The organism is Streptomyces roseoverticillatus (assembly GCF_000719265.1).
GTDB classification, from domain to species: Bacteria; Actinomycetota; Actinomycetes; order Streptomycetales; family Streptomycetaceae; genus Streptomyces; species Streptomyces roseoverticillatus.
Genome location: NZ_JOFL01000001.1, coordinates 83,820 through 104,518, shown reverse-complemented (window position 1 = coordinate 104,518; position 20,699 = coordinate 83,820). Strand labels below are relative to the sequence as shown.

Sequence of the window (20,699 nt, the reverse complement as noted above, 5' to 3'; positions counted from 1 at the left end):
GAACCCCACCGGTGATCATTTCATTCCGTCTCCGTGACGTCTCCTCTCCGCGATTCCTCCTCCAGTGCCTGACGGATGTGGTCGGTGAGGCGGGGGAGCCAGTCGGGCCGGGCGTTCCCGAGGAGATGGTCACCGTGGGGAACGGACAGGTGGGTGGCGTGCGGTGCTGGCCGGGCGAGCGGCTCGCCGTTCGTCACGCCGGGAATGACGTCTTCACCACCGTCCACGACCAGCAGCGGGGCCGTGATGCGGGGTGCCAGTGCGGCGAGGTCCACCTGGCGGGCGAACGCGCGGGCGGCGTCGATTCCTCCGGTACGTAGCGACATGATGTCCCGTACGGGCGGGGGAAGTTCCTCCCAGTCGAGGCGGAAAGGCCCGCTCACAGTCGCGACCGCCGCCACGCGGGGCTCCAGTGCCGCGGTCCGGGCCGCGAAATAGCCGCCCAGGCTGAGGCCGACGAGCCCGACACGTGGGACGCCGAGGGCGTCGATGACCCGGCCCACGACCTGCTCGTAGTCCGGCCGGAGGGACGACGTGGCTGCGAGCGCCCCCTGCCCCGGGCCGTCCATCGCGAACACCGCCAGTCCTCTGGCCAGCAGCGCGGACACCAGATCGAGGAACTCCTCCTTGGCCGAGTCCAGGCCGGGGACGACGACCACGGTGCCGGGCGCGTCGGAAGGGCCGCGCAGCCAGCCGGTGAAGCCCTCGCCGCTCACGCGCCGCGCACCGGGTTCCAGCACGGCGAGCGCGCGGCCCAGGGCGCGGTCCGCTTCGGCGGCGGCGCGGCCTGCCTCCGCGTACGGCGCGAGCGTGGCGAGGTGGAACCACCGGGCCGCCATCAGCAGGTGCTCGCCTGCCGAGACGGAGGATTCCGCGATCTCCGCGCGCTCCAGGTAGGCCTGTCCCGTACGCACGAAGGACGGTCCCCAGTCGGCGACGGATGCGAGGCCGCCGGTGACGCGGCGGTACTCGTGGGGGTCGACGCCCGCGCCGGTGGCGCGCGTCCACTGGGCGTCGGCGAATTCTCTTTGCATGCCGGGCATGCAACCCCGGCGGCGGCTCCGCGATCCAACAACCCATCAGGGAAGCCGACAACTTTTGGTTGTCACCTATGGTGAGAGTGGCAGCCGCCGACGCCACGGTACGGGCCGGCACCCGGCCGCGCCCCTCGAAGGGGACTCCGAGGCGGGCCGGGTCGCTACGCGTTCCGCGGCGCCCGGCCCGTACGCATCAGCTCGCGAGGGCGGCCGGGGCCAGGGACTTCAATCCCTCCGGGAGCGTTCCCGTGTGGACGATTCCGAGCGACTGCGTCGCCCGGGTCAGGGCCACGTACAGGTCGCTCACGCCGAACTCCGCCGGTTCCGCCACGACCACCGCGTCGAACTCCAGGCCTTTGGCCTGCCGGGGGTCCAGCAGGACGACCGGCCGGGTCAGGTCCGGTGCGGGGCCGTGCGACGCGTCGGGGAGCGCGGCGGACAGGGCCGCGTGGTGCGCCCGCGGGGCGATCACGGCCAGGCGGCCGTCCTGCGGCAGTTCCCGGGCCACGGCCGCGGCGACCGCGTCCGGCAGGTCCCCGGCACGGTGCGCCCAGGGGCTCACGTCCGTGGAGCGGATCGAGCGCGGCGGCTCGAACGACGGGTCCGCGGAGCGCAGCACGTCCGCCGCGACCTCCATGATCTCGGCCGGCGTGCGGTAGTTGACGCCGAGCCGCACGTGTTCCCAGCGATCGCCGACGTAGGGCTCCAGGATCGGGGCCCACGCGCCGCAGCCGCCCGGTTCGGACGTCTGCGCCGGGTCGCCGACCAGCGTCATGGACCGGGTCGGGCACCGGCGCATGAGCAGCCGCCACGCCATCGGGGACAGCTCCTGCGCCTCGTCCACGATGACGTGGCCGAACGCCCAGGTGCGGTCGGCGGCGGCGCGCTCGGCGGCGCTGCGGTGGTCCTCCTCCTCGTGCCGCTCCGCGAGCCGCTCGGCGTCGACGAGGTCGTGCGCGGCCAGCACCTCCGAATCGTCGTCCGCGAGGTCCTCGAACTCCTGGGTGCGCGAGCCGTACGACAGGTCGAGCACGCCCTGGGCGTACGCGACCCGCCGCTGCCGCTCGGCTTCGGCGGCGGCGCGGGCGGCCGAGTCGTCCTCGCCGAGCAGTTCGGCGGCCTCGTCGAGGAGCGGGACGTCCGCCGGTGTCCACGGGCCGCCGGTGCGCCGGATCGCCCCGGCGTCCGCGGCGGGCAGGTGGGCGGGATCGGCGAGGAAGTCCGCGACCAGCTGACGGGGCGTGAGCTGCGGCCACAGCTCGTCGATCGCGGCGTGCACCTCGCGGCTGGCCGCGACGGCCTTGCCGAGCTGGGCGATGTCGTCCGGGCCGAGGAAGTTCGGCCCGCCGTAGGGGTCCGCGCCTATGCGGTCGGCGAGCTGCCGGGTGAGCGCGTCGATGACGTGGAAGGCGAAGTACGGGCGGGCGAGGTTGTGCGGCAGCTTCGCCGCGCGGGCGTGGTGGCGCGCGTCGGAGGCGATGCCGGCGTCCAGCAGCAGCTCGCCGTCCTCGTGGTCGATGACGATCACGGGGTCGGGGAGGGTCTGCCGGTCGCGGACGTACGCGGCTAGGGCGTCCGCCATCGCGGCGGCGCCCTTGACCTCGGCGGCCCGCGGCGTGTCGGTCCCGGTCGCCGTCACGCCGGGGAAGAGCTCGCCGGGCGTGGCGAGCAGCACGCCCGTCTCGCCGAGCGAGGGCAGCACCTCGCCGATGTAGCCCAGGAACGCGGGGTTGGGGCCCACGATGAGCACGGCGCGCCGGGACAACTGCTCGCGGTGGGCGTACAGCAGGTAGGCGGCGCGGTGCAGGGCGACGACGGTCTTCCCGGTGCCCGGCCCGCCCTCGACGACGAGGACGCCGGGCTGCGGTGCGCGGATGATGCGGTCCTGTTCGGCCTGGATGGTCTGCACGATGTCGTGCATCCGGCCGGTGCGGGCCGCGTCGAGCGCGGCGAGCAGCACGGCGTCCGCGTCGGAGCCCTCGTGCCCGGTGCGCTCGGTGTCGGTGAGGTCGAGGATCTCGTCGTGCAGGGCGGTGACCCGGCGGCCCTCGGTGGTGATGTGGCGCCTGCGCCGCAGCCCCATGGGCGTGTGCCCGGTGGCGAGGTAGAACGGGCGCGCGACCTCGGCGCGCCAGTCGATGACGAGCGGGGTGCGCTCTGTGTCATCGGCGGCATCGCGCCGGATGCCGATGCGGCCGATGTGGTGGTCGCGGCCGTCGCGGAAGGCGAGCCGGCCGAAGCACAGGCCGCGCTCTCCGGCGTTGAACGCGGAGAGGAGCCCGGACTGCTCGGCCACCATGACATCGCGTTCCAGCCGCGCCTGGAAGGTGCTGCCGCCCTGGGCCAGGGCCTGCGCCACCGCCTTCTCGGCTTCGGCGCGCAGTTCGGCGAGCCGCTCGTGGAGCAGATCGATGAATTCTTGCTCGTTGCGCATGTCCGCGATTGACAATTCAGCTCCCGCCGGGATATGATGGCCTCATAAAGCTTCCCCCTGCCCCGATTTGCGCAAGGCAGGGAAACCCCCAATATACGCAGAGAAATCCCCCGGACGTCAATACGTCCGGGGGATTTCTCGTGCGCCGGAGCCCCTCTGCTTAAATTCCCGGCCCGCTCACCCGGTGAACAATTGCCGAAGCCGTAGGGTGAGTTCGTACACGCCGTAGGCGAAAGGCGCTCCCACCCACAGCCAGCTCACCACGAGCACCACCTTGCGGACCGGGGTCACGCGCCAGCTCCCTTCTCCGGTACGGCGGCCGCCGGCCGCCCGTCCCCGCCGCCGGCCGGCTCGTGGTGGCGCGGGTGCACCGGCCGTACGAGCTCGTTGGCGGCGAAGCCCACCGCCAGCAGCCCGATCATGACGAGGAACGACGTGGTGTAGAGGCCGGGCCCCGTCCGGCCCGCGGACTTCCCGGCGTCGGCGACCGCGTTGACGATGAGCGGCCCGAGTACCCCGGCCGTGGACCAGGCCGTCAGCAGCCGGCCGTGGATCGCACCGACCTGGTGGGTCCCGAACAGGTCCTTCAGATAGGCGGGCACGGTCGCGAACCCGCCGCCGTAGAACGACAGCACCACCGCCGCGCACGCGATGAACAGCGGCTTCGCGGAATCGCCCGCGAGGGCGAGCAGGAGATACATCAGCGCACCCGCCCCGAGATACAGGCGGTAGATGTTCTTCCGCCCCACGGTGTCGGAGACGGAGGACCATACGATCCGGCCGAGCATATTGGCGAGCGAGAGCAGACCGACGAAACCCGCGGCCGCGGCGGGACCGACGGGGGAGGAGGAGTCCGCGAAGAAGTCGGTGATCATCGGGGCGGCCTTTTCCAGAATGCCGATGCCCGCGGTGACGTTCGTGCAGAGGACGACCCACAGACACCAGAACTGCGGTGTGCGCAGGGCGTTGCGCGCCGACACCTGCCCCGTCGTGACGAATCCGCGGGACGGTGCTCCCGCCGCGCGTCCGGCCGCCGCTTCCGGGGAATCCGGCGGCACCCGGACCAGCAGCACGCCGAGCGTCATGAAGACGGCGTACGCGCCGCCCATCACCAGGAACGTCCGGGCGATCCCCGGCGCGTCCGTGCCGAAAGCCGACAGCAGCTCCGCCGACCACGGCGAGGCGATGAGGGCGCCGCCGCCGAAGCCCATGATGGCGATGCCCGTGGCCATGCCCGGACGGTCGGGGAACCACTTGATGAGCGTGGACACCGGCGAGATGTAGCCGATGCCCAGCCCCGTACCGCCGATGAGGCCGTAGCCCGCCACCACGAGCCAGTACTCGCGCGTGGCCGCTCCCAGAGCGGCCACCAGGAAACCGGACGAGAAGCACGCGGCCGACACGGCCATCGCCCAGCGCGGACCCCTGCGCTCAACAAAAGTGCCGCCGAACGCCGCCGACAGGCCGAGCATCACGATCGCCACCTGGAACGGCAGCGCCGACGCGGTGCCGGACAGGCCCAGCGAGGACTCCAGCGGCGGCTTGAACACGCTCCAGGCGTAGACCTGGCCGATGGCCAGGTGGATGGAGAGCGCGGCGGGCGGGACCAGCCAGCGGCTCCATCCCGGCGGCGCGACGACACCGGATCGGGCAGGCATGCCCGGACGCTACAGCGCCCGGCGGCTCCCGGACAGACCGCGCACCCCCCGGGCTAGCGGGCGGCGACCCCCGCCGTGGCCAGCCAGCCGTCGATCTGCCGGCGCGTGGCGACACCGCTGAAGCGGAAGACCTCGCGGCCCTCGCGCAGCAGCAGCACCGTGGGGACGCCCAGGACGCCGAAGCGCTCCTGCGCCCACGCCGCCCGGTCGACGTCGACCTTCACGCCGGTCAGGGCCGCTCCACGGGCCTCGACCGCGTCCTCCAGGACGGGGGTGAGGAAGGCGCAGGGGCCGCACCACGGAGCCGTCAGGTCGACCAGTACGGGCACGGGTCCGGCCAGCAGCCGCTCCAGCTCGTCCTCTGCCACGACCTCGCGCAGGACGCCGCGCTCCTCCGGGGCCTCTTCGCCGTCCTCCCCGTCTTCGTCTTCGTCGTCCTGCCCGGCGGCGGAGGAGGGTGTCGCGGCCTCGGCGGCCGCACCGGCGAAGAGGGCGGCGTTCTCGGGCGGAGCGGAGATCCCGTTGACGCAGAGCCCGGCGGCCAGCAGCCGCTCCAGCACGGCCGGGTCGAGCGCGTGCCCGGGGCGCTCGGCCACCGACACCTCGGCCAGCCGCGGGAGATGTGCGAGCACGGCGCCGGCCAGATCGTGGCCGACGGGCATGCCGTCGAAGGTGAGGGACGTGAGGTGCGGCGTCTTCGCGAGGGCGCGGAGGTGCTCCGGCCGGAAGGCCGTCGCCTCGCTGAGGACGAGGGAGTCCAGGGACGCGGCCGTCTCCGACCCCGTGAGCGCGGCCAGCCCCGCGCCGGTGAACCGCGGGGACTCCAGGACGAGATCGGTCAGCTCGGGCATGCCGCCCAGCGCGGCGACGCCCTCGTCGGTGAAGTCGCCCGCCAGCACGAGCGTCCTGAGCGCCCGCTGCCCCGCGATCGCCCGGACCATGGCGTCCGTCGCCCCGGCCAGGTCGGCGACGACGAACGCGTCGGACGGCAACTGCGCGAGGGCGGTGGCGACGGCGTCCGCGTCGAAGGCGTCCTCGCCGCCCTCGCCGCCGTCCGCACCGGTCGCGTCCAGCACGTAGACGAGCCGGGAGCCGGACGACAGCGCCACCGGGCCGCACGCGGCCAGCTCCACGGGCTCGCCGCCGCCCTCCGTGTAGCGGACGAGGGTGCCGGGGATGCCCTGCTCGGGGAACTCGATCACACGTGCGCTCATGCCTCCATGCTAGGCGCGGCCCGGTGGCGCCGAGCCGGCCGTCCACCGCGGGCCGTACGGCTCAGGCCCGGGTCCCCGCGCAGTCCTCCAGCTCCGCGGCGAGGTACGGCGCGGGCCGCGGGACCGTGCCGTAGTCGGCGTCGCTGTGCGCCTCCAGGTTCCGTACGGCGGCGGTGAGATGGGTGGTCACCGCCCGCCACCACCGCTCGTCGGGCGAGGGCGCGGCGGGGGCGCACGGGCCGGCGGGCCGGTCCGTGCCCTCCTCGCCCTCCTCCCAGAAGAAGCGTGCCGAGGACTCGACCACGCCGTAGCGGCTCGGCCGCCGGTCGCCGCGGATGGGGGTGGGCGGCGTGCCGAGGATCCGGTCGCCGTCCTGCGCGTACAGCCCGGCGGCCTGCTGGAGCCACCACTGCGCGGCCTGCCGCTCGCTGTGCTGCAAGTGGTGCAGGTACAGGCAGCGGGCCGCCGTCGCGGAGCCGGCGCCGGCGGCGAACCGCCACCAGAACGCCGCGCCTTCGTGGCGTCCGGCGAGGTGCAGCAGGCAGGCGAAGGCCAGCGCGCCGCGCGGCTCGATCGCCGGGTCGTCGACCAGCCGGGCCATCGCGGCGACCGCGGAGCGGTCGTGGACGACGCGGGCCGAGAGCGAGCTCAGCTCCGTGGCCGCCCGCTCGTGCAGGGCGGTGCGCCTGCCGGTGCCCAGGGGCGGGGCGGCGGGGACCGCGCGGCCGGCGCGGTCGTGGTCGTGGCGGATGCTCTGGGCGCGGCGGTCCATGGCGTCCGCCCGGTTCCACACGACGCGGCCGGCGATCCGCGCGAGGGCGGCCCGCTCGTTGTAGCCGTCGAACGTGCCCGCCGGCACGGCGGCTTCCGCGAGCACCCCGTCGATGCCGGCCGGCCGGTCGCTTCCCTGTTCCTGGCGCATGTGGTTCACGCCTCCTCTTCTCCTTCCGGGGCTTCCGGAGCGTCAGGGGCTTCCGGAGTCCATGCGATCTCCAGATCGCGGGCCAAGCGCCGTCTCGCTCCCCGGACGTGCGAGCGCACCGTGGCGGGCGAGATGCCCATGATCCCGGCGACGCGGTGCACGGGATAGCCGAGCACGTAGCGCAGCACGACCACGTCGAACTGGCGGTCGGGGAGCCGGGTGATGGCCGCGTACAGCCCGAGCCGCGACTCCAGCACTTCCATGCGCGCCCGGCTCGCCTGCCGGACCACCGCGAACGCCGCCGTCTCGACGAGCGCCGTGGCGCCGCGCCGCCTGGCCGCCAGCAGCTTGGTGATCTTCTCCTTGAGGGCGGCCAGGGCGTACGCGGCGGGGTTCGGCTGCCGCCGCACCTCGCCCCAGGCCAGCGCCAGCTGGCAGAAGACCTCCTCCACGACCCACTCGGCGTCCGGCTCGCTGTCCAGCTGGAGGTGGGCGTAGCGGAGGTAGGGCCGGTGGTGGAGCGAGAAGAAGGCGACGAAGTCGGCCGGCAGGCCCTCCGACAGGTCCTCCCGCAGTGCCGGCCAGGGCCGGGGCCCGGTCCGCCGCCCGGTCATGCCGGTCATGCGGCTCCCTCCCCGGGCCCGGGCGGCCGATAATCGCATGCCTGTACCTGCACCTGTACGTCCCTTCGCCGATGGACGGTGCCGTCCTCTCGGCACCCGAGGGCCACAGGGCCCTCACCCATCAGCCAAGCGAAACGGAGCCCCTGGCGTGCAGGCCGATCGTCCGAATGTCGTGCCGAGAGGGAGGCAAGGGACACATAGCGGGCGCGTGGCGCCGGCCGCGCGCCCCCGGCGCGACCGGACGGGTTGCCGGCCTCCGCGACGGGACGTCAATCTCCGAGGCCGGCCGGGCCGTCAGCCTCCGCTCGTGAACGGCGCGAACGTCCGGCTGAAGTACCACGTGTCCTGTTCGATGCCCGAGCAGGAGTCGGACCCCTTCGTCCCCGGGCAGCCGCCGTTGTCGCGCTGCAGCGCCCAGAACGAGAGGGTGTTGATGCCCTGGGAGACCGCCCAGTCGCGGACGCGGACCGCGTCCTGCGCGGTGAACGTCTCGGCCGGGCCGTAGTCGTCGATTCCCGGCATCTCGGTGACGCCGGTCATCGCCCACAGCTCCGCCTGCGTCTTCGCCGGGTAGAGCCGTGCGAGCTGGGCTTGGAGCCCGTTCGCGGCGCTCACCGTGTCCGCGGCCATGTCGTGCGCGGCGCCGTCGTAGTAGTCGAACGTCATGATGTTGACGACGTCGACGCGCGCGCCGTTCGCGACGGCGTTGCGCAGCACGGCCAGCCCGCTGTCGGCCAGGCCGTGGGTCGTCGTGGGCAGCGTGTAGGAGAACTGCACGGTGCGGCCGGTGCTCGCCGCCCAGTCCTGCACCTGCCTGACGGCCTTGTTGCGGCGGTCGATCCCGGCGGTGTTCGTCAGGGAGTTGTCCTCGATGTCGAGGTCGATACGGGTGACGCCGTACGTGGTGACGACGTTCTCGAAGGCGGCGGCGATCCGGGCGGGGTCCGGGCAGCTGTCCGCCAGCTCCGTCCCGCCGTTGTCGGCGGCGTATCCGCCCAAGGAGGGGATGACGTCGCCGCCGCGGGCGCGGATGGTGGTGATGTCGCTGCCGAAGACGGACGCGGAGACGGGCTTGCCGGTGTCGCCGTTCCAGTAGGGCGTACAGGAGCCCGGGGCCTCGGTCTGCAGGAACGCCATGGTGAGGTGCTTCGCCCCGGACCGCGCGGCGAGGTCCGCCGGGCTCTCGGGGCTGTAGGTCTCGAAGTAGGGCGCGAAGACGTGCGGCGGCAGGGGCGCCACGGCGGCGCGGGCGCCGCCGCCCCCGCCCAGGACGAGCCCGGCGGCCGTGGCCGCGGTGGCGAGGGAGGACAGCAGGGCACGGCGTATTCGGTGTCGTCTCACGGAAGCTCCCGATGGTCCGGGCGGGGCCGGACGCGCGCGAGGGGCGGGGGACCGGTTGCGCGCTGAACATCGTTGGTCTGGACCAGAGTTGTGTCAAGGCTTCCGGCAGGGCTCGTTCCGCGGGGGCTCCGTGGCGGGACGTGCGTCGCGGGCTTCCCGGGCGGGACGTGCGGCGTGCGGGCCCGGTGGCTGCGGGCGCTAGTGGATGCGGACCATGCGCACGGCGGAGCTGCGCACCACGTCCGGGTGCGGGTCCCCCGGCGCGTCGAGGCCGTAGAGGATGCCGCGGAGTTGCAGCGCGCCGCGGCGCCGGGCCCGCACCAGCGCCTCGACGGTCGCGCCGTCGCCCGAGGCCACGGTCCGGCCGCAGCCCACCGTGCGCCAGGCGCCGGCGCCGAGTGTGCGTTCCTGGACGCAGGCGCGCAGGTACCGCGCGGCGTCGTCGTCACCGTCCCCGCTGATGCGCAGGGCCTGCCCGGTGCGGACGGGATGCCCGGGAGCGGTGATCTCCATCGCCCCTTCGGCGGCCGCGGGGACGGCGAGGAGGGGGACGGCGGCGGTGGCGAGGAGTGCCGCGGCGGCGGCGCGGGGGAGGTGGCGCTTGGGGTCGAGTGTCATGGCCCACCCTTCTGCGGTTCCAGCATGCGGTTCCGGTCGTGCCGCTGATTCCGTCGTGCACATGGAATTTTTCCGGGGAATTCATATTTTCCGCGCTAACTCCCCTTTGAACCACTGTTATTGGTACGGTCCCGGCGAATGAGACGATACGCCTCCGGGGGTGCCGGTCGTGGACCCGCCGCCCTCCGGCGGCCGGGGATCCGGGGGTCGTGGAGCGGTCCGGAAATAACACTTGCTATATTGCGCAACTGTGAAAGTTGCCAGGTTGCCGCGGGCGTGCGGCGGCCGGATCCGATGGGGAGCACGTATGGGTCGTAGGCGGACCGAGGCGCCGGGGAAGGTGCGGCAGCGGGGGCGGCGCGCCCGAGCGGCGGTGTCCGCCCCGGCAGCGCTGCTCGTGGCGGGCGCCGGCGCGGACGAGGCGGCAGGAGCCGGCCTCGGCCTGGTCTTCGTGCTCACCGCCGCGGCCGCCGCCGCCCTCGCCGCGGCGCTCTGCCCCCGCGGCCGTACGTGGTGGGTGCTCGCCGCCCCGCCCCTGGTCATCGCCGTCGTGGCCGTCGGCGCCCAGCTCGCCGCGGGCGCGGGCAGCAGCGGCGGCAGCCTCGTGATGGCCGTCGTGCACTGGGCCCTCGACACGTTCCCCGCCATGGCGGCGGCCGAGGCCGCGGCGGCCGTCGTCCTGGCTGGGCGCGCGCTGCGCCCGGGCCGGGGGAGGAGGGCCTGCCATGCCTGAGCCGTACCGCCACGACCGCAACCGTGGCCGCGACAGCCGGCGCCCCGGAGCCCGGCCCCGTGCGCAAGGCACCGGCCGCGGCCGCCCTGCCGGCGGGCCGCGCCCCCGCGGGCGCCGCGCCGGCCCCTCCCTCAAACCCGGGCGCGCGGCCCGCATCGCGGTCTGTCTCACCTCCGCGCTCGTCATGCTCACCAGCGGCGTCGGCTGGTGCGCCTACCACTGGCTGGACCGCGGCGTGAACACCTCCAGCGCGCTGGACGCCCTGCGCGACGGTGCGCCGCCGGGGCGCGACGGCGCGGTGAACCTGCTCCTGATCGGCCTCGACAGCCGCAAGGACATGAACGGCAACGACCTGCCGAAGGAGTTCGTCCAGGACGAACTGCACGCCGGCTCCAGCGACATCGGCGGCTACAACACCAACACCCTCATCCTCATGCACATCCCGCCCGGCGGCGGCAAGGTGACGGCCTTCTCGATACCGCGCGACGACTACGTCGAGATCGCCGGCGGGCGCGGCGAGCACAAGATCAAGGAGGCGTACGGGATCGCCAAGGCCGAGGCCGAGGAGAAGCTGTCGGCCCGGGGAGTCAAGGGTGCCGAGCTGGAGCACCGCGGGCGCGAGGCCGGCCGCGAGGCCACGCTGGCCACGGTCCAGCGCTTCCTCGGCGTGCCCATCGACCACTTCGCCGAGCTCAACCTGCTGGGCTTCTACGACATCGCCAAGGTGGTCCAGCCCGTCCCGGTGTGCCTGAAGCACCCCGTGCGTGACCGCTACTCCGGCGCCGACTTCCCCGCCGGGCCGCAGCAGCTCGACGCCCGCCAGGCGCTGTCCTTCGTCCGGCAGCGGCACGGCCTGGCCGGCGGCGACCTCGACCGCACCCGCCGCCAGCAGGCGTTCCTGTCGTCGGTCACGCACAAGCTCCAGGAACAGGGCGTCTGGAGCGACCTCGGCAAGCTGCAGGGGCTGTTCGACGTCATCAAAAAGGACGTCGTCATCGACAACCGGTGGAACATCCTGGACTTCGCCCGGCAGGCGCCCAACCTGACCGGCGGCAACGCCGAGTTCCACACCCTCCCCATCGAGGGCTTCGCCACCCGCAAGGGAGAGGCCGTCAACCTCGTCGACCCGGCCAAGGTCAAGTCCCTCGTCCAGGCGATGACGGGGCCGAAGGCTGGGCAGAAGGACACGCCGGCGGCCGGGCCGCAGCGTCAGGGGCAGGGTTCGGGCGGCGGTGACGCCAAACCGGGTGACGCCAAACCGGGTGACGCCAAACCTGGCGGTGACGCCAAGCCGGACGGGTCGGATCCCGTCTCCTCCGACTCCTTCCAGGGCCCGACGGTCAAGATGGGGGGCGTCCCCTGCGTCGACTGACCCGCCGAGGGCCCCCGCGTGACCTCATACGCGCCCCTTGGCGACGACGAGGAGCCGCTCGTAGTGCTTCATCTCCTCGATGTCGCCCGCGAACGGGTGGATCTCCGCGAGGAACGGCCGGAAGTGCGGCCCCTCGCGGAAGCCCTGCTCGTGGTCGTGCACCGACGTCCACTCGATCCGCAGGACGAACCGCTCCGGCTCCTCCACCCCGCGCGCGAGTTCGTAACCCAGGCACTGCGGCGCCGCGTACAGGTGTTCGGCGGCCGCCGCGTAGGCCTTCTCGAAGGCGGTGCGCCGCTCCGGGTCGGTGATGCGGTAGCGGATGTACTCGACGGTCATGGAGACTCCTCTTGCCGCGCCCTGCGGTCGGCCTGCTCAGCTGCCGAAGCCGGCGTGCACGTGGTCGTGGTGGGTGTCGTCGGTGAAGAACTGCCGCCCCGCGCCCGCCCCCGGCGGCAGGAGCGGGCCCCCGACGTTGTACGAGCCGGCCGCGGCGGCGTCGCGCATGAACGCCTCGACCAGCGCGCGCGGCGTCGCCCGGTCGACCACCGCGCGGCCGTCGATCCGCCACACGTCGAAGGCCCGGCCCGGCGGGTGGTCGCTGGGCCGGCCGGTGCCGAACACGTTCAGGGGATGGCCGGAGCGCACGACGCTGACGTCGATGCGGTAGCGCTGCGCGAGCCGGAGCATCGCCCGCAGCACGCTCGCGTGGACGCCGCCGCCCCGGATGTCGGCCTCGGCGGCCGCGGGCAGCCGGATCCGTTCCTCGTCCAGCACCCGCCGTGCTTCCTCCGGCAGGCCGTCCGCCGCGGGCCCGGGGGCGGCCGGGTGCAGCTCGCCGACCGCCCAGCGCGGCGCCCCCTCGGTCAGGCGCACGTCCACGGTCGTCCCGCCCGCCACCACGGGCCCGCCGCCCGTGCGCGTCCACTGCCGGCAGACGACCAGGACGCTCGCGGAGCCGGCCAGGATCCCGCCGTACTGGGCGTCCGTCACCTCGACGACGGCCGCGTCCGCGCCGGACAGCAGCGGTCCGGCCTGCCCGGCGAGCGCGGGCGGCAGGCCGAGCGCGGCCACCCGCTCCCGCGCCTTCGCCAGGCCTCCGGCGCCGTCGCGCCAGGTGCCCAGGGCCTCGACCAGCTGTACGGCGCGCAGTTTCACGTCCGGCCGGACGTCGGAGGGATCGGGGCGCCACGCCGCCGGGCGGGGGAGCCCGGCGGGTGACGGCGGCCCGCTGCCCATGGCGTTGCGCGGGGGCGCGGTCCCGCACCCGGACCCGCCGAGGGCGAGGCCCGCGGCCCCGGCCAGGACGGCCCGGCGGCCCAGCACCGCGGGCCTCGTGGGAGCGGCCGCGGGAGCCTCCGGGCCGCGGGGCACGCCGTGTCCGGACACGCGCGTCCCCTTCCTCCAGACGTCCGGGTCATGCCCGGTCCGGGGCCTGCACCGCCCGGACAGGGGGCGGCAGCCGGCCGGGGCCCGCATCCAGTCTCGGCCGGTGCCGCCGCCACCGCACGCGGCACTGAGCCACCCGGGAAATACGGTCCGGAAACCGGTATTCGCGGGGCCGCGGTCCCCGGCTGCAGGGATCTTGCCCGCCCGCTCGGCCGTCGGCTACCGTCGATCGATGCAAGGGGAAAGTATCCAAAAAGCGCGGCAATGAAGGCAGCGCGAAGACGCCGGCATGGCGAAAAGCGCGGCACGGAGACAATCCCCTGCGGCAACAATCCCGCACGGCGACAACCGGCTCCCGGCACAGGAGAGGCCCATGCCTGCCAGCCAGACCAGCCCACCGTCCCCGACCACCCACCTGATCAGCGTCGTCCTGCCCTGTTACAACGAGGAAGCGGTGCTCGCCCGCACCCACGACCGCATCGCCCGGGCCCTGCGCCCCGTGGAAGGCGTCCGCTACGAGGTCATCTACGTGGACGACGGCAGCGCCGACGCCACCTGGAACCTGATACGGACCTTCACCCGCGAGTCCCCGATGGTGCGGGCCGTCCGCTTCAGCCGCAACTTCGGTCATCAGGCGGCCTGCCTCGGCGGGCTCAAGGAGGCGCGGGGCGACGCGGTCGTCGTCATCGACGCCGATCTGCAGGACCCTCCCGAAATCATCCCGGAAATGGTGGCCCGCTGGCGCCAGGGATGGCACGTGGTCTCCGCCCGGCGCACCGCCAGACACGGCGAGACCGCCTTCAAGAACTTATCGGCGTTCGCCTTCTACCGGCTCCTCGGCAGGATTTCCGACCACCCCGTCGCATTCGACACCGGAGACTTCCGGCTGCTCGACCGGGAAGTCGTCGACCTGCTCACCGGACTGACGGACCGGGAGCTCTTCCTGCGCGGCGCCGTCAGCTGGGCGGGATTCCCCGAGACGGCCATCGAATACCAACGGGACTCGCGGGCCGCGGGCGAATCCAAATACACCCTTCCCAAAATGGTCGCCCTCTCCCGCAGCGCCTTCCTCACCAGCGGCTCCGTCCTCCCGCTGCGGCTTCCCCTGTGGACCGGCACTGCCTCCCTCGCCGGGGCCCTCGCCATGGCGCTCACCCGCCGCGGCCGCGCCAACGCCCTGCCGCTCGCCCTGTTCGGCCTGGAGTCGCTGGCCGTCGGCACCGTGGGGGAGTACCTCCACGCGGTCCTGCGCCAAGTGCAGGGCAGGCCCGCCTACGTGGTCAGTGAACGGATACGGAGCACGATTCCCGGGGCCGTCCTCGCCTCGGTCGAGGAGGTCGCGTGATGCAGCACCCGGACGTCATCGTCGTCGGCGCCGGCTTCACCGGCCTCTCCGCCGCGCTGGAACTCGCGGAGCTCGGCCACACCGTACGGCTCCTCGAACGCGACTCCGACGTCGGCGGCCTCGCCGGCAGCTTCACCGTGGGGGACCGCCGCCTCGAACGCTTCTACCACCACTGGTTCGCCTCCGACGAGGAGATGCTGCGGCTCTGCGCCCGGCTCGGCATCGCCGGCCTGATGGAACCCCACCTGACGCGCACCGGCATGTACTACGCCAACTCCGTCTACCGCCTGTCAAAACCCCTCGACCTGCTCCGCTTCGCCCCGCTGCCCCTCCTCGACCGGCTCCGGCTCGGCCTGCTGACCGTACGCGCCCAGCGCGTGCGCGACTGGCGCCTGCTGGAGCACCGCACCGCCGAGGAATGGCTGGTCTCCCTCGGCGGCCGCCGGGTCTACGAGGTCGTGTGGCGGCCCCTGCTGGAGGGGAAGTTCGGTGACCACGCGGCGGAGGTCGGCGCCACCTGGATGTGGACCAAGCTCCACCTGCGCGGCGGCAGCCGCACCCGCTCCGGCAGCGAGACCCTCTACTACCTGCGCGGCGGCAGCGACGCCCTCCTCACCGCCCTCCGCAAACGCCTCGCCGACCACGGCGTCGACATCCGTACGGACACCGCCGTGCGGTCCGTCGTCACCGACGGCCGCCGGGTCACCGGCGTCCGCACCGCGGACGGCGAGCTCCACCCCGCCCGCCAGGTCCTGCTGACCGTGGCCCCCGCACTGGCCGCCGGGATGCTGGAGGACCAGAGCGACACCCACCCCTCCGTGCCGCCCCTCCTGCGGCAGCTCCGCAGGATCCGCTACCTCGCGAACATCTGCCTGGTCCTGGAGAACAACCGCCGGCTCTCCGACACCTACTGGCTCAACGTCAACGACCCGTCGTTCCCCTACGTCGGCGTGATCGAGCACACCAACATGGACGACCCGGCCCGCTACGGCGGCCGGCACATCGCGTACCTCTCCAAGTACCTGCCCGCCGACGCGGAGCTGTACCGGATGGACGACGCGCAGGTGTTTGAACACAGCCTGCCGTACCTGCGGCGGATGTTCCCCGGCTTCGACCGCACCTGGGTCGACGCCTACCACGTGTGGCGCGCCGAGCACGCCCAGCCCGTCATCACCCCCGGCTACACCCGCATCATGCCCCCCGTGCAGAGCCGCGTGACCGGCCTCTACCTCGCCGGGATGGCCCAGGTCTTCCCCGAGGACCGCGGCACCAACTACGCCGTGCGGGACGGCCGCCGCGCCGGCCGCCTCATCGCCGACCGGCTGCGCACCGAACCCGGCGGCCGCCGGAACTCCCCCGAGGACTCCCACGCCTGAACCCGAGGACCCCCATGCCCGAACTCATCTCCCTGGACCAGGCCGAACACCTCGGCATCGACCAGATCCACGACCTCTACGAGAAGCACGTCAGCCGCAGCCAGGTCTCCCTCATCGGCTCCTTCGGCTTCGGCCGCGACCTCGTCGAGCGCGCCGAAGGAGCGTGGATCACCCTCCGCGACGGCCGGCGCATCCTCGACTTCACCGGCGGCATCGGCGTCCTCAACCACGGCCACAACCACCCGCGCGTCCTCGCCGCCCGCGACCGCTTCCGGCAGCACCGCCGCATGGAAGTCCACAAGAACTTCTTCTCGCCCTACGTCGCCGCCCTCAGCCACAACCTGGCCGCGCTGCTCCCGGGCGACCTCGACGTCTGCTACTTCCCCAACTCCGGGGCGGAGGCCGTCGAAGGCGCGGTCAAACTGGCGTACAAATACCACGGCGGCCGACGCGGCACCGTCCTCCACACGGACATCGCCTTCCACGGCAAGCTCCTCGGCGCGGGCAGCCTCACCGCCTCCCCCGAGATCCACTTCGAGTTCCCCCGGATCCCCGGGACCGACTCCTTCGCCTACGGGGACCTCGCCTCCTTCGAACTGGCCCTGGAACGCCACCGCGACTCCACCGGCCGCAGCGACGTCTACGCCGTCGTGCTCGAACCCTTCAGCGCCTCCGCCCTGCGCGAGTGCCCGCCCGCGTTCCTGCGCGAGGTCCGGCGGCTGTGCACCGGGCAGGACATCGTCCTGGTCTTCGACGAGGTGTACACCGGCTGGGGCAAGACCGGCGAGCTCTTCCACTTCATGCGCTGCCCCGGGCTCGTCCCCGACGTCCTCACCATGTCGAAGTCCTTCGGCGGCGGGAAGTCCTCCATCTCCGGGTACGTGGCCCGCGAACCCGTCTTCCGCAGGGCCTACGACAACCTCGCCGACGCCACGCTGCACAGCACCACCTACTACGGGTTCGGCGAGGAGACCGCTACCGCCCTCGAAGCGGTCCTGGTGGCGGTGGAGGAGGACTTCCCCGCCCGCGCCCGCGCCCTCGGCGAGCAGCTGTCCGCCGGCCTCGCCCGCATCGCCGCACGCCACCCCCGCCTCGTGGCCTCCACCACGGGGCGCGGCGCCCTCCACGGCGTCTTCCTGCGATCCGGCCCGGAGCTCCCGGACCCCGTCCGCACCCTGCTCCCCGCGGCCGCCCGCGACCCGCAGGCCGTACCCAAACTGCTCACCGCTGCCGTGATCGCCGCCCTGTACCGCGAGCACGGGATCCTGACCTTCTTCGGCTCCAACCGGGACATCGCCCTCATCGTCTCCCCGCCCCTGGTCGCGGGCGAGGAGGAGACGGCCCTCTTCCTGCGCGCCCTCGACGACGTGCTCTCCAAGGGCGCGACCCGCCTGCTGGCCGCGTTCCTCAAGGAAAAGGTGACCGCCTGATGCGCGGCGCGCTGCGCGCGAGCGGCCTGCGCTCGTACTGGCTGCGGCAGTACGGCTGCCTGCGCACCCTCCAGGCCCGTACCGCCGCCGAAGCCCATGTCGCCGGCACCCTGAACACCCTCCCGCTGCCCTACCGGGCCGCATACGCCCTCACGCTGCGCCTGCTCCCGGCGGCCTTCCTCCTCGTGTCGGGGCGCGGCCTCCGCACGGCCTCCGCGGCCGAGGGCCGCCGTGGCATGCAACGGCTGGCCGCCCTGCCCGGCTTCGGGGACGTCGTCCGGTCGAGCACGGCCCTCGCCCTGCTCGGCGCCCTCGACGGCCGCTCCGGGCAGCAGCCGCCGGCGCCGCACCGGGGAGCGGACCGGTGAGCCCGCGTCCCTTCCGTACGCGGCACCCCGCCGGCACCGACAGCGACATCCTCGTGGTCGGATCAGGCGCCGGCGGCAGCGTCGTCGCGCGGGAACTCGCGGCCGCCGGGCTGCAGGTGACCGTCCTGGAGGAGGGCCCGCGCGTCAGCACCGACCGCATCGCCGCCGCCACGCCCGCCGAGAACATGCGCGGCCTCTACCGGCAGGGCGGCCTGACCCCCGTGTTCGGCACCCCCACCTTCGCCTACGGGGAAGGGCGCTGCGTCGGCGGCACCACCGTCGTCAACGGCGGGCTGCTGTGGGAGCCACCGCCCGCCCTGCTGGGCCGCTGGGCCGCCGAGTCCGGCGTGGCCGGATACCTCGCCGCCGACCTCGCCGCGCACCTTGCCCTCATCACCCGCCGCCTCGGCGTCGCCGCCCAGCCGCACGGGGCCGGCAACCACGACTCCCGCCTGCTCGCGGCCGGGGCCGAGCGGCTCGGCCGGCGCTGGCAGCACGCCCGGCGGGCCGTCCTCGGCTGCCGCCACAGCAACCGCTGCACCACCGGCTGCCCCACCGGCGCCAAACAGAGCATGGCCGTCAGCTACCTCCCCGAAGCCGAGGCGCTGGGCGCCCGGATCCTCCCCGGCACCCGCGTCCTGCGGATCCTGCACCAGGACGGCGCGGCGGTCGGCGTCCTCGCGGCGGGGCCCGGCGGGCGGACCGCCGTCCACCGGGCCCGCGAGGTCTTCCTCGCCGCCGGCCCGCTGCAGACGCCCGCGCTCCTGCAGCGCAGCCGCATCCACCGCCGTACCGCGGGCCGCGAGCTGGCCCTGCACGTCAACCTCCGCACCGTCGCCCGCTTCGACGAGCCCGTCCACGCGGACCGGGGCACCATCTTCACCGCACAGGTCCACGAATTCGCCGGCGACGGGGTGCTGATGATGCCGTCCAACGTCACGCGCGGCACGCTCGCCGCCGCGCTCGCGAGCCGCCCCCCGCAGCTCCTCGACCGGCTGCTCGCCGCCTTCGCGACGCTCGGGTCGTACACCACCCAGGTCCGCATGCAGGGCAGGGCGCGGATCACGGCCATGCCGCGCGGCGGGCTCCTCCTGCGGCACGGCATGACCTCCGCCGACCACAGCCGGCTGCGCGAGGCGTTCCGGCACACCTGCGAGGTGCTGTTCGCCGCGGGCGCCCGGGAGCTGATACCGCCGGTGGCCTCGGCGCGCCCGCTCCACTCCCGCGCCGAGGCCGAGGAGTTCTGCCGCCGCGTCCGCCCCGGCGACTGGGAACTGGTGTCCGTGCACGGCATGGCGTCCGCCCGCATGGGCCTCCCGGAGCGCGGCGGCGTCTGTGACGAGCACGGCCGCCCCCACGGCTTCCGGGGCCTGCGCGTGTGCGACGCGAGCGTCCTGCCCGGCGTCACCGGCATCAGCCCGCAGGGCACCGTGATGGCCTTCGCCCACGAGATCGCCGAACGCTTCCTGAACACGGCACCGGGGCGCCCATGACCGACCCGATCACCGGCGTGCGCGTCCCCGTGCGACGGGACACGGCCCTGTTCACGCGCGCCGCCGTCGCCGCCTCCTGCGTGGGGTTCGTCCTCATCGGCGCCCTCCAGTCCCTCTACGGGCCCGCGATCCCCGCCCTGCGCGAGGAGTTCGGGCTGTCCCCCTCCGCCGCGGGGCTCGGACTGAGCGCCCACTTCGCCGGCGGCGTGACCGGCGTCCTCGCCTTCAACCGCATCCACGGCCGCACCGGCAACCGCGTGCTCCTCGGCTCCTCCTACGCCCTGATGGCCCTCGGCAGCATCGCCTTCGCCCTCGCCCCCGCCTGGCCGCTCGCCCTGGCGGCCGCGCTGGTCGCGGGCTTCGGCTTCGGCGGCATCGACTACGGCCTCAACCAGCTGTTCGCCACCGGCTTCGGACGCCGCAGCACCGCCATGCTCAACGTCCTCAACGCCCACTTCGGCATCGGCGCGGTCGCCGGCCCCGCCCTCATCGGCCTCCTCGGACCCGGCCGCTACCCCGTGGCCTTCCTCGCCTGCGGAGCCCTCGCGGCCGGCCTCCTCCTCTTCCTGAAGGGGGTCCGTGACCGGGAACCGGCCCCGGCCGCCGAAGGCCCGGCCGGGCCGCCCGCCCCTCCGCCGCGAGCCGGCCGGACGGTGCTGCTCATGGGCGCGTTCGTCCTGCTGTACGTCGTGCACGTCGGCGTCGAAGCGGGCGTCGGCGGCTGGGAGCCCACCCACCTCGAAACCGTCGGATACGGAACCGCGACGGCCGCATCCGCCACCTCCGTCTACTGGCTGATGCTGACGGCCGGCCGCTTCCTGGTGGTGCCGCTGGCCGTACGCCTGACCGAGCCGGTGATCGTCGCCGTCAGCTGCGCCGGCATGCTGCTCTGCACGGGCGCCGCGGCCGTGCCCGGCCTCGCCCCCTACGCGTACGCGGGCGTGGGCCTGTTCATCGCGCCGATCTTCCCCACCGGCCTGCCGTGGCTCCACCGCACCGTCCCCACCGCCCGCCGCGCCGCCGCCTACGTGATCGCCGCGTCCATGGTGGGCGGCGTCGCCGCGGGCCCCGCACTGGGCAGGGCGATCGAGCTGTCGGGCGTACGGGCGGTGCCGGCGGTGCTGTGCGCCATGACCGCGGTGTGCCTGCTCGCGACGGTGTGGCTCGCCCGGGCGACCCGGCCGCCGCGGCCCCCCGGCCCGCGGCGTCACCACCCCGCTCGCCCGTGCGAGTGATATATCGCCGACCGGTGACGGTGGAGAGCGCTGGTCGGCCCCGCGGCGCGCGACGATGCCGGGGCGGGGGTTTCGTACGCATCCACCCCGGCCTTGACCGTTTCCCCTTGC

The 20,699-nt window shown here is 73.9% G+C and carries 18 protein-coding genes and 1 pseudogene; 8 read left to right on the top strand and 11 right to left on the bottom strand.

Annotation, left to right across the window (positions count from 1 at the left end):
* Positions 1-20: 20 nt before the first annotated feature.
* The 9 genes and pseudogenes from IF61_RS0100495 to IF61_RS0100455 form a co-directional block, all read right to left on the bottom strand.
* On the bottom strand, positions 21-1,034 hold the full coding sequence (locus IF61_RS0100495; RefSeq protein WP_052392329.1) for an alpha/beta hydrolase family protein: 1,014 nt from the start codon (positions 1,032-1,034) through the stop codon (positions 21-23).
* A 196-nt stretch (positions 1,035-1,230) separates the two neighbouring features.
* Entirely contained in the window at positions 1,231-3,471 is a 2,241-nt protein-coding gene (locus IF61_RS0100490; protein ID WP_030364126.1) for a HelD family protein, read from the bottom strand.
* A gap of 177 nt (positions 3,472-3,648) precedes the next feature.
* The gene (locus IF61_RS37660; RefSeq protein WP_424888802.1) at positions 3,649-3,732 is read right to left on the bottom strand and encodes an MFS transporter small subunit; all 84 of its coding nucleotides are present in this window, start codon (positions 3,730-3,732) and stop codon (positions 3,649-3,651) included.
* Between the two features lie 26 nt (positions 3,733-3,758).
* On the bottom strand, positions 3,759-5,129 hold the full coding sequence (locus tag IF61_RS0100480) for an OFA family MFS transporter (protein ID WP_030364125.1): 1,371 nt from the start codon (positions 5,127-5,129) through the stop codon (positions 3,759-3,761).
* A gap of 53 nt (positions 5,130-5,182) precedes the next feature.
* The gene (locus IF61_RS33125; protein ID WP_107042942.1) at positions 5,183-6,343 is read right to left on the bottom strand and encodes a thioredoxin family protein; all 1,161 of its coding nucleotides are present in this window, start codon (positions 6,341-6,343) and stop codon (positions 5,183-5,185) included.
* Positions 6,344-6,404: 61 nt separating this feature from the next.
* Positions 6,405-7,265 (bottom strand): hypothetical protein, encoded by an 861-nt coding sequence (locus tag IF61_RS33120; protein ID WP_157848527.1) that lies wholly within the window; start codon positions 7,263-7,265, stop codon positions 6,405-6,407.
* A gap of 5 nt (positions 7,266-7,270) precedes the next feature.
* Positions 7,271-7,888 (bottom strand): RNA polymerase sigma factor, encoded by a 618-nt coding sequence (locus tag IF61_RS0100465; RefSeq protein WP_052392275.1) that lies wholly within the window; start codon positions 7,886-7,888, stop codon positions 7,271-7,273.
* Between the two features lie 297 nt (positions 7,889-8,185).
* Positions 8,186-9,229 (bottom strand): annotated as a pseudogene (locus tag IF61_RS0100460) (chitinase); the annotation flags it as partial.
* 198 nt (positions 9,230-9,427) lie between these two features.
* Positions 9,428-9,847 (bottom strand): hypothetical protein, encoded by a 420-nt coding sequence (locus IF61_RS0100455; RefSeq protein ID WP_030364120.1) that lies wholly within the window; start codon positions 9,845-9,847, stop codon positions 9,428-9,430.
* Between the two features lie 307 nt (positions 9,848-10,154).
* Here IF61_RS0100455 and IF61_RS0100450 point away from each other — a divergent pair, with 307 nt between their 5' ends.
* Together IF61_RS0100450 and IF61_RS31935 are read left to right on the top strand one after the other, a co-directional pair.
* Positions 10,155-10,580: a DUF6542 domain-containing protein gene (locus IF61_RS0100450; protein ID WP_157848526.1), complete on the top strand. Its 426-nt coding sequence runs from the start codon at positions 10,155-10,157 to the stop codon at positions 10,578-10,580.
* A complete protein-coding gene (locus IF61_RS31935) occupies positions 10,573-11,952 on the top strand; it encodes an LCP family protein (protein WP_078659869.1) in 1,380 nt (459 codons plus the stop codon). Before IF61_RS0100450 ends, IF61_RS31935 begins: the two co-directional genes overlap by 8 nt.
* A 24-nt stretch (positions 11,953-11,976) precedes the next feature.
* Here the strand turns inward: IF61_RS31935 and IF61_RS0100440 are convergent, their stop codons facing one another.
* Together IF61_RS0100440 and IF61_RS0100435 are read right to left on the bottom strand one after the other, a co-directional pair.
* Positions 11,977-12,291, bottom strand: coding sequence for a putative quinol monooxygenase (locus IF61_RS0100440; protein ID WP_030364117.1), 315 nt, complete (start codon positions 12,289-12,291; stop codon positions 11,977-11,979).
* A 36-nt stretch (positions 12,292-12,327) separates the two neighbouring features.
* Positions 12,328-13,341 carry a hypothetical protein gene (locus IF61_RS0100435; protein WP_245684345.1) on the bottom strand — a complete coding sequence of 338 codons (1,014 nt, stop codon included), beginning with the start codon at positions 13,339-13,341 and terminating at the stop codon, positions 12,328-12,330.
* 373 nt (positions 13,342-13,714) lie between these two features.
* Between IF61_RS0100435 and IF61_RS0100430 the strand changes: the two genes are divergently transcribed.
* The 6 genes from IF61_RS0100430 to IF61_RS0100405 are packed head-to-tail and all read left to right on the top strand — an operon-like array spanning position 13,715 to position 20,588.
* A complete protein-coding gene (locus IF61_RS0100430; protein ID WP_157848525.1) occupies positions 13,715-14,686 on the top strand; it encodes a glycosyltransferase family 2 protein in 972 nt (323 codons plus the stop codon).
* Positions 14,686-16,062 carry an NAD(P)/FAD-dependent oxidoreductase gene (locus IF61_RS0100425; protein ID WP_052392273.1) on the top strand — a complete coding sequence of 459 codons (1,377 nt, stop codon included), beginning with the start codon at positions 14,686-14,688 and terminating at the stop codon, positions 16,060-16,062. The genes IF61_RS0100430 and IF61_RS0100425 overlap by 1 nt, the downstream gene beginning before the upstream one ends.
* A gap of 14 nt (positions 16,063-16,076) precedes the next feature.
* Positions 16,077-17,492, top strand: a complete 1,416-nt coding sequence (locus IF61_RS0100420) for an aspartate aminotransferase family protein (protein WP_030364113.1) — start codon at positions 16,077-16,079, stop codon at positions 17,490-17,492.
* Entirely contained in the window at positions 17,492-17,860 is a 369-nt protein-coding gene (locus IF61_RS0100415; protein ID WP_030364112.1) for a hypothetical protein, read from the top strand. Before IF61_RS0100420 ends, IF61_RS0100415 begins: the two co-directional genes overlap by 1 nt.
* Entirely contained in the window at positions 17,857-19,353 is a 1,497-nt protein-coding gene (locus tag IF61_RS0100410) for an FAD-dependent oxidoreductase (protein ID WP_030364111.1), read from the top strand. The genes IF61_RS0100415 and IF61_RS0100410 overlap by 4 nt, the downstream gene beginning before the upstream one ends.
* On the top strand, positions 19,350-20,588 hold the full coding sequence (locus IF61_RS0100405) for an MFS transporter (RefSeq protein ID WP_211264823.1): 1,239 nt from the start codon (positions 19,350-19,352) through the stop codon (positions 20,586-20,588). Before IF61_RS0100410 ends, IF61_RS0100405 begins: the two co-directional genes overlap by 4 nt.
* The last annotated feature ends 111 nt before the right edge of the window (positions 20,589-20,699 follow it).